This window comes from Cohnella zeiphila (assembly GCF_014212055.1).
Lineage (GTDB): Bacteria > Bacillota > Bacilli > Paenibacillales > Paenibacillaceae > Cohnella > Cohnella zeiphila.
The window spans coordinates 120,479-126,989 of record NZ_JACJVO010000051.1; the positions used below are offsets into that span (position 1 = coordinate 120,479).

Below are 6,511 nucleotides of genomic sequence, written 5' to 3' on the forward strand. Positions count from 1 at the left end.
TGCCAGTGCAACCCCGCGGGCCGGAATTGCGGCCAATCTCCGGGGGACAAAGGCGGATTCGTTTGTCCCGATCAAACGGCCAAGGCAAGCGCCGAATCCGGCAACGCGCCGGCCAGCAATGCCCTGAACATTCTAATCACCAAGACCGGCAAACGCAATAGCGCTGCGAATCGGAAAGGAGGTGCCCGGAGTTGCGCAAAAAATCGGTCCGTACGCAGAAAGTCGGCAACGCCATCTCCATCGACGCTTCGGAGATCGGCGTCGTCCGCATTCGCCCTTAAAGCATGACGGGCTGCCGAGACAAGGGCGCTCTCGCGCCCTTCTTCACCGGGTGAAAAAAACAGCCCCGACGAATGGCGGCTTCGTCAGGACTAATCTTTACATACAGCAGACGAACGGGAAGCGGGCTTCCCTCAAACCGGAACGTCCGTTTCCGGATTGTGCGGCGTTTCCAGCGCATGTATCGGGTGAAGCCATCCTTGGTAGGCGAAGGAGGCGAGTCCGCTTTCTTCCGAGACGACAAGCACCAGCGCGTCCGTCCTCTCCGACAGCCCGATCGCGGCCCGGTGCCGCATGCCGATTTTTTTGCCTTCGAATACGGCGGAGGACAGCGGCAAGACGTTGGCCGCCGATGCGATCCGGTCGCCTTGAACCAGCACCGCGCCGTCATGCAGCGGATTGCCCGGGTAAAAAATCGCCTCCAGCAAGGAAGCGCTGATCGCGGCACCGATCGGAACGCCGGAATAAAGCACCTCTTCCAGCGAATCCTTGCGTTCAATGACGATCAGGGCTCCGTGGCGCCGCTCCATCAGATGCCCGACGCAGACGGACAGATCCGAATAATGGGACGTGAACGAGGACAGATAGCACTGCAAATAAAAGGAAGCGGCCAGCGATTCCGCCTTTTTGAACAGCTGCCCGATCCGCTCGAAATCGCTGAGCAGGCATATATTCTCGTTCTCGATCGAATCCAGGTTGTTCTTGATTTTCTCGGCTATGATATGCAATTGATTTTTGAGCAGCTCTTTGATCGGAGCTTCGTCGCACGTTTGCCGTTCCACTGGCGCCACCTCGAATCGGTATCCGAATTTCGGGATTTCCGGTTAGTATGCTCCTCGTCCCTTCGCGTTCATTCCCGAATCGCCGGCCGGCGGCCTCCGAGTTTGTCCCTCTGTCACGCCCGGCCCGATTGCCGCATATACATAAGGTGGTACGATTATTGCCTTGCGAGGGGGTACGTCCATGTTCATGTCCCATGGCGACGAGCAAGCCGCGCTGGAAGAAGCCATCGCGGAAATTACGGAGATCGCGCGAGGCTTCGGCCTCGATTTTTATCCGATGAGATACGAGATCTGTCCGTCCGACATCATCTACACGTTCGGCGCGTACGGAATGCCGACGCGTTACAGCCACTGGAGCTTCGGCAAGACGTTCAATAAGATGAAGATGCAATACGATCTCGGCTTAAGCAAAATTTACGAGCTCGTCATTAACTCCAATCCCTGCTACGCCTTTCTGCTCGACGGCAATTCGCTCGTCCAGAACAAGCTGATCGTCGCCCACGTGCTGGCGCACTGCGACTTTTTCAAAAACAACGCCCGTTTCTCGGGCTCCAACCGCAACATGGTCGAGAGCATGTCGGCTACCGCCGAGCGGATCGCCCAGTACGAGGTCGAGTACGGCAGCCAGGCGGTCGAGAAGTTCCTGGACGCCGTCATGGCCATTCAGGAGCATGTCGATCCGCGGATCGTGAAGCCGCAAGGGCTGGACAAACGGCGTTACCTGGAGTGGATTCGGCGTCAGGACCGGGAACGGGCCGCTCGCCGCGCCGCGCCGCCTTCCCCATACGACGATCTCTGGTCGCTGGAAGAATCTCCGGCCGACAAGCCCGATGCGGCGGACGATGCCCATGAGGCGAAGCGGTTCCCGCCCCAGCCCGAGAAGGACCTGCTCTGGTTCATACAGGAATTCTCGCCGGAGCTGGAGGATTGGCAGCGCGACGTCATGTCGATGCTGCGCGAAGAGATGCTTTACTTCTGGCCGCAGATCGAGACGAAGATCATGAACGAAGGCTGGGCGACGTTCTGGCATCAGCGGATCATGCGCGAGCTGTCGCTGACGAGCGAAGAGACGATCGAGTACGCCAAGCTTAATTCGGCGGTCGTTCAACCTTCGCGGAGCTCGCTCAATCCTTATTATTTGGGCGTCAAAATATTCGAGGACATCGAGAAGAGAGAAGGACGCGAAAAAATTTTCGAGGTCCGGGAGCTCGATTCCGACCCTTCGTTCCTGCGCAATTACTTGACCAAAGAGCTGACCGATGAACTGGATCTGTATATTTTCGAGAAAAAAGGGCCGGACTGGACGATCACCGACAAAACGTGGGAGACGATCCGCGACCAGCTGGTCTATTCCCGCGTCAACGGCGGATTCCCTTATCTGGTCGTGACCGATGGAGACTGGCAGCGCACCGGCGAACTTTATTTGTCGCATCAGTACGAAGGAGCGGAGCTGGATCTGAAGTACGTGGAACGGACGATGCCTTATGTCGTTCAGCTGTGGGGCAAACCGGTCCATATGGAGACGATCGTCGACGGAAAGACCGTCATGTTCAGCTGCGACGGGAAGAAAACGACGCGGAAAAATGTTTAAAAAGGGCAGGTCGGTCGTAATCTACTCCTAAGGAAAGGAGTGGATTTATCCATGACCAACGCATCCGAGCAAGCCGGACAACAGCCCTCGCGTCCGGATCACTTCCCGCCGCAGCACCAGGACCGTCAACCGGGGCTCGAAAGCGACATGATGCCGCGGCCGGAAGCGGAATCGCCCGTTTATAAGGCTGCGGGCAAGCTCGCCGGCAAAGTCGCCGTCATCTCCGGAGGAGACAGCGGGATCGGCCGCGCCGTCGCCATCGCCTTCGCGAAGGAAGGTGCCGACGTCGCGATCCTGTACTTGAGCGAATTCACCGACGCCCGCGAGACGCAGCGGCAGGTCGAGGAAGAAGGCCGCCGCTGCCTGATCCTGGACGGGGACGTCGGCGACGCGGTGTTCTGCCGCAAGTCGATCGCCGACATCGTGCAGGCGTTCGGCCGGCTGGACATCGTCGTGAACAACGCCGCCGAGCAGCATCCGCAGAACAAGCTGGAGCAAATCTCGCAGCAGCAGCTCGAGAAGACGTTCCGCACGAACGTGTTCGGCATGTTCTACTTGACGCAGGCCGCGCTGTCCCATCTGAAGCCGGGCTCCGCCATCGTCAACACCGCTTCGATTACCGCTTACAAGGGCAGCCCGACGCTGCTCGACTATTCCGCGACCAAGGGTGCGATCGTCGCGTTCACCCGCTCGCTCGCGCTGAACGTGATCGGACAAGGAATTCGCGTCAACGCCGTTGCGCCCGGTCCGATCTGGACGCCGCTCATCCCTTCGACGTTCGATGCGAACGCGGTGGCCAAGTTCGGCTCCGACACGCCGATGAAGCGCGCCGGGCAGCCGGACGAGCTGGCTCCCGCCTATGTCTATCTGGCCAGCGAGGATTCGTCCTACGTGGCGGGCCAGGTGATTCACGTCAACGGCGGCGAAGTCGTTAACGGATAGGATTCGCCTTCAGCTTCGATCAGACAATCGCTTCTTTGAGCCGGACGGCGTTCCAGTCCGTCCGGTAGAAGCGGATCGTAACGGTTACGCCAAGCGCCGTCAGGAACGTATAGAGCGACAGCCAAGCCCCCGTACCGCCCCAATGGAATACGACCACGAACAGGTACGCAAGCGGGATGAACAGGCAGAAGTTCAGCACCATCGAAGACCGCATCAGGAACGTCGTATCCCCGATCCCCCGCAAGCCGCCCGCATAGAAATTGTACATACCGTCGAACAGCTGCAGGAAAGCGGACAATTGAATGAGATGCGCCGCGGCCAGGAACACGGCCGGATCGTTGCTGTACACCCTTCCGATCGGGACGGACCAGATCATCTCCGCCGTGCCGAGCAGCAGCAGGAAGACCGCGCCCATGATCGCCGTATCCGTCCCCGCTCGTTTGCCTTCATGGGATTGTCCCCGTCCGATCGCCTGCCCGACCAGAATCGTCGCCGTCGAGCCGAAGGCGAAAGCTGGCATGAAGCCGAACGACATGACGTTGAGCGCCACTTCGTTCGCCGCCAGCGCCGCGTCCCCGAGGCGCGCCACGAACATCGTAAAGATATACATGGATACGCTCATGGCGAACTCCTGCAGTCCCAGCTTGCCGCTCTCCTGAGCGACCAGGCGAAGCTCGCTCCAATCGGGCTTCGGCAGCGTCCGCGTGGAGAAGCGGCGATGCATCGGTCCCCAGTACACGAATGCGCAGCATAGGAGCTGCAGCGCCTCCCCGATCAGAATGGCGATTCCCGCTCCGCGCAGCCCAAGGTTCGGCAGCCCCCACGCCCCGTTCGTCAAGGCGTAGGTCAAGATCAGCATCGTCCCGTTGCCGATCATGGACAGGATCATCGACGTCCGCGTATGGCCGATTCCGCGGAAAAAGCCGTGAAAGACGAAGCTGATAATGCCGAACGCCTGGGCGTAAAAGCGCAGCTTCAAATAATCGCCGCCCGCCGCGACAAGGTCGGCCGAGCCGCCGGTCAGTCTCAGAACCGCTCCGCTGCCGAACAAGCCCGCCAGAACGATCAGAACCGCGATGCCGGCGCTCGCCAGCAGCGCCAGGTACATCCGCTGGATGCCCTTGCGCATCTCGTTCGCCCCGAAATTTTGGGCGACCAGATAACTGACTGTATGACCGATGCCGGAGAAAAGCGCGAATACGTTGTACATGATGATGTTGGACACGCCGACGACGGCAATGGTCAGAAAGCCGAGATGGCCGACCATGATCAGATTGATCGAGCCGGTTACGGTCTGCGTCGCGAAGGAGAAGAAAGAGGGCAGCGTAAGCAGGATGATCTGTTTCCATTTATTCAGTTGGAGCATGGTTGTCTATTGACCTCGATAGATGATGGATTCGTCTCTCAAGTTTGCCTGAATTCCCTTTCACCTGTCAACGGCTTTTCCGGCCTGAACGCGAGCAAGGCCGAAAGGCGCCGAGCGTGGCGCCTTCCGGCCTTGGCAAGCCGATACGGAAGCGGATGTCGACGTTATTTCTTGGCGGAAAGTCCCGTCGCTTGCATCAGCTTCTTGAAAATTTCGGTATTCTCGAACGTGCCGGTGAACAGCCCCGCGTTCCGTCCCGTCGCCGTGACGGGAACGTCTACGGCCGTATGGCCCGACGTCGTCCAATCGACCGTGAACGTCTCTTTGGAATTCGCGATGGCGAACGGTCCGTCTTCCTTGGAGATGCCGTCTCCGGATTCGTCCTGGTCGTCCACGTCTTCGATGGAGAAGCCGCCCGTTTCATGGTCCGCAAGCACGAGAACGAGCGTGTCCGGGTTCTTCTTGGCGAAGTCTTTCGCCACTTGAACCGCTTTGTCGAGCTCCTGGCCGGCCTTGATCGTCAGCTTCGCATTGTTCGAATGCGCCATTTCGTCCGTGCCTTCTTCCTCGACCATCAGGAAGAAGCCTTTCTTATTTTTGGACAGCGTATCGATCGCCTTCTTGGCCATATCCGGCAGCGAGACGACGGGATTGTAAATGTCGCCTTCGCCTTCCGGCTTCTGCTGGAACATCTCTTCGTTGGCGAACAGTCCGAGCAGCTTGGTTCCTTTGGCCTGCTGCAGTCCCGCCTTGTTCGTCACGTAGCTGTAGCCAAGCTGCTTGGCTTTCGCCACCAGGTTGCCTTGAGTGCCCTTGGACTTCTCCGAAGGATCCTCGGCAGGCTCGTCCTTGAAACCGCCGGCTTGTCCGGCCGGATACCAGAAGTCTTCCCCGCCGCCCAGAATGACGTCGAGCTTGCTCTTGGTCAAATACTGCAGGGCGATGTCGCTTTGCTTGGAGCGGTCATCGACGTGTGCGCCGAACGCCGCGCCGGTCGCATCCGTGACCTGGCTCGTCGTGACGACGCCGGTCGACATGCCGGCCTCCTTCGCATATTCCATAATCGTCTTGACCGGCTTCTTGTTCGCGTCGACGCCGATCGCGCCGTTGTACGTCTTCACTCCGCTCGCAAAAGCGGTGGCTGCGGCGGCAGAATCCGTTACATGAACCGTCGAGCTCGTATGGATCAGAGCGGAGTAAGGCATGTCGTCCATCGCCAGCTGTCCCTTCAAGCCGACGGTGGAGAGACGGATCGCCTCGCGCTGCGCGGCTCCCATTCCGTCGCCGACGAACAGAATGACGTTCTTGGCTTTGGACGCGGACGCTTCCGCGGAAGGAGCTCCCGGCGTCGGGAATACGGCGGCTACGGCAAGCGCGGCTGCCGAAGCGGCGACAACGGCAGCTCCGATCTTTTGGTTCTTTCTCTTCATGATAACGGCCTCCTCTAATCTCTGTATTCGCTAACAGATTAAGGGCCGTCTGTTCGAGCCGTATTCACGGAATGTAAAACTTTTGAAAACAATTTCATAGAAAGAAAAAACCAGCTAATGT

General features: G+C 59.0%; 5 protein-coding genes. 2 read left to right on the forward strand and 3 right to left on the reverse strand.

Going from position 1 to position 6,511, the window contains the following annotated elements; translation table 11 throughout:
* Positions 1–413 precede the first annotated feature (413 nt).
* On the reverse strand, positions 414–1,061 hold the full coding sequence (cdaS, locus tag H7C18_RS32430; protein WP_185133277.1) for a sporulation-specific diadenylate cyclase CdaS: 648 nt from the start codon (positions 1,059–1,061) through the stop codon (positions 414–416).
* A gap of 181 nt (positions 1,062–1,242) precedes the next feature.
* Between cdaS and H7C18_RS32435 the strand changes: the two genes are divergently transcribed.
* Positions 1,243–2,652 carry a SpoVR family protein gene (locus H7C18_RS32435; RefSeq protein WP_420481899.1) on the forward strand — a complete coding sequence of 470 codons (1,410 nt, stop codon included), beginning with the start codon at positions 1,243–1,245 and terminating at the stop codon, positions 2,650–2,652.
* A 51-nt stretch (positions 2,653–2,703) separates the two neighbouring features.
* On the forward strand, positions 2,704–3,594 hold the full coding sequence (locus H7C18_RS32440; protein WP_185133278.1) for an SDR family oxidoreductase: 891 nt from the start codon (positions 2,704–2,706) through the stop codon (positions 3,592–3,594).
* Positions 3,595–3,613: 19 nt separating this feature from the next.
* On the opposite strand, the gene H7C18_RS32445 is transcribed toward H7C18_RS32440, so the two are convergent.
* Both H7C18_RS32445 and H7C18_RS32450 read right to left on the reverse strand, forming a co-directional pair.
* Positions 3,614–4,960, reverse strand: coding sequence for an MATE family efflux transporter (locus H7C18_RS32445; RefSeq protein ID WP_185133279.1), 1,347 nt, complete (start codon positions 4,958–4,960; stop codon positions 3,614–3,616).
* A gap of 164 nt (positions 4,961–5,124) precedes the next feature.
* The gene (locus H7C18_RS32450; protein ID WP_185133280.1) at positions 5,125–6,390 is read right to left on the reverse strand and encodes an alkaline phosphatase; all 1,266 of its coding nucleotides are present in this window, start codon (positions 6,388–6,390) and stop codon (positions 5,125–5,127) included.
* Positions 6,391–6,511: the final 121 nt, after the last annotated feature.